Consider the following 2,432-nt stretch of genomic DNA (forward strand, 5'->3'; position numbering starts at 1 on the left):
ATGGTCTTTGTATGCGTAATATGGTCGTTTGATGATATGGGACTAGGAGAACAGGTTATTTTATCCGATAAAGAAAGCAAAGGAGGTTACTATGAGTAATACAATTAATGTGAACTATATGACACGGGCTTACAATCAGTACCAACAGAAAAATGCGGCTAAAGATCAGGAGAAGGAAGATACAAGGTTTGCGGATAGTGTAAGAGAAAAGAGCGAAGCTAGTGGAAGTATAGTGGGCAATTCAAAAATAGGTTCTGTGTCTGCTAAAGATATGACGATGGTGGAATACAAGCAGTACATTTACAATAAAATATCTCAAATTCCAATGCACCCCACAAGAGCAGGCGAGTCAATATCTGTTACAATTTCAGAGGCGGGTTTTGAAGCAATGAAGAATGATCCAGAGTATGAAGCATGGGTATTAAATGATTTGCAAGTGGGTTGGTCACAACCAGATAAATGGTCCGGTATATGCGGAGGAGCGTTTTCTACAATATATTATGGAGCATCAAAAGAAGAATGTCATGCTGAGATGTGGAGTGCTGGTTATAACAATGGGAATGGTGGGAAGATTTTTAATGATAAGTCAAAAAATAGTTTTTGGGAGCGCAGAATAGAAAATAAAAAGAGAATAGAAAATCAGGTAAAGAAACAACAGGAAAAAAAGCGGATTCAGAAAAAACAAGCGGAAAGAACAGCTTATGAAGAATATGCGCAAAATAAAAGGTTATCCGCTCAGGATGCCAGAACTCGATTGGTGGCTGAGAGTAGTTCGTTTGCTAAGACTGTCACAATAAGTCAGGCAGTAGCTTCTTATGAGGCAAATTTTACAATGGCAGTAAGCGTATCGAACAAAACCCAATAGCCTGCAAATAAAAAATCAAGGCTAAATAGAAAGGAGAGATGCAGTATGGGAATTAATGGAGTATCATCGTATGCCAATACATACACATACGGAAATGTAAAAAATGAAAATGTAAAGCCATCAAAGAATAGTGAAAAGAATTATTATGCGGGATACACTATGAATTCAGCCAATAAGTTTAAAAATGTATCAGACTATTCAAAGTATTTGACTAACAAGTATAAATGTTTGACTCCATGCAAAAATGCTTCTGTATTGATTGACAGAAGTGTAATGCGAAAGGCATGTGGAGATGAAAAAACTGCGAAATGGCTTGAGGAAAATTTAGCAATTATGCCAGATGTTATACGAAATGCACAGAAGGCGGCAATAAGTCATGGTAGTAAACTGATATCAGTGGAGTTTAAGTTTACGAATAATGGAACCGAAATGACAACCTGTGGCATTTTTGGAGAGACTGGTACGGATTCAGAAATTGACAAATGGCTGGAGAGAATGAAAGAGGATAAAGAAAAAGAAGATAAAAAAACAGAAAATATGATTGCTATAGAAGCGACAACTAAAAATAAGGTAGGTTTTGATACATATGCATAGTATCAATTTCTATATCCAATAAATCAATTAAAGGTTACTACTTGGTCTTCGGATGGAGAGAGCAGGTACGGTTCTGACTGACAGAAGAACCGTGGAAAGGAGTTAATATGGGATTAGGCGTTGAAAATTCAGTTAATGCTTATAATCAGAATTATAGGTATCAACAGAATAAGACGACAGGGCAAGCCAATCATTTAGATTTCAATAAGATTTTATCTGCTAAAGAGGGTGATAATACAGAGAAAGTACAGAAGCCAAATGAAAATAGTGTTTCAAAAGTAGATACCTACACTGAATATTTAAAGGCTAAATATGGGAATATAATGATCCAAAATGTTGGAAGTGATCAAAAGAGTATGGATTCATTGGGGACGGGGACATATGGGATGAATAATATTGTGATTGCACCCAATGTTTTGGAAACAATGGCAAATGATCCCCAAAAAGCAGCTTATTACGAAAAGATGATACAGGATTTTTTTGCTTCGCAGTCAACTGTGAAGGCGCAGATGGCAGTCGGGGGGTTTGAGATTCAATCTTATGGTATGGTTATTCACCCGGATGGAACTGCACACTATTATGTTTGTGGAGATGTTTCACCAGAAAAAAAAGCAAAGATAGAGGCGCAAATGAAAGCTGAAGATGAAGAGAAGGCTAAACGGCGTAGACAATATTTAGAGCGCAGTGAGGAGGCGGCAGAAAAGCGCAGACAGATAGAAGAGATTAATATGCAAAAGAGTAAAAAAGATGCGGCTTTTGATGATAATATATCGGCTGTTAATGTATTATCGGAAGTAGATAGGGCGGTTGCCATAGCTGCTTATGAAAATATTGCCAATACTTTTAATGAAAACATAATAAAAAGTACAATTGATAATTGAGGACTTTACTGACTATATCAACTTATAATAATCGATATATAATATTATACTAGGAGGTAATTAAATGCGTATTGGTTCGGGAGTGCAAAGTG

Annotated in this window: 3 protein-coding genes; all 3 read left to right on the forward strand. The window is 36.5% G+C overall.

Annotation, left to right across the window (positions count from 1 at the left end):
• Positions 1–91: 91 nt before the first annotated feature.
• The 3 genes from DWX65_RS14730 (at position 92) to DWX65_RS14740 (ending at position 2,340) form a co-directional block, all read left to right on the forward strand.
• A complete protein-coding gene (locus tag DWX65_RS14730; RefSeq protein WP_117842303.1) occupies positions 92–865 on the forward strand; it encodes a hypothetical protein in 774 nt (257 codons plus the stop codon).
• 45 nt (positions 866–910) lie between these two features.
• A complete protein-coding gene (locus DWX65_RS14735) occupies positions 911–1,459 on the forward strand; it encodes a hypothetical protein (protein ID WP_117842304.1) in 549 nt (182 codons plus the stop codon).
• Positions 1,460–1,566: 107 nt separating this feature from the next.
• Positions 1,567–2,340, forward strand: coding sequence for a DUF6033 family protein (locus tag DWX65_RS14740; RefSeq protein WP_117842305.1), 774 nt, complete (start codon positions 1,567–1,569; stop codon positions 2,338–2,340).
• Positions 2,341–2,432 lie beyond the last annotated feature (92 nt).

Source organism: Roseburia sp. AF20-18LB, from assembly GCF_003461185.1.
GTDB classification, from domain to species: Bacteria; Bacillota; Clostridia; order Lachnospirales; family Lachnospiraceae; genus Roseburia_C; species Roseburia_C amylophila.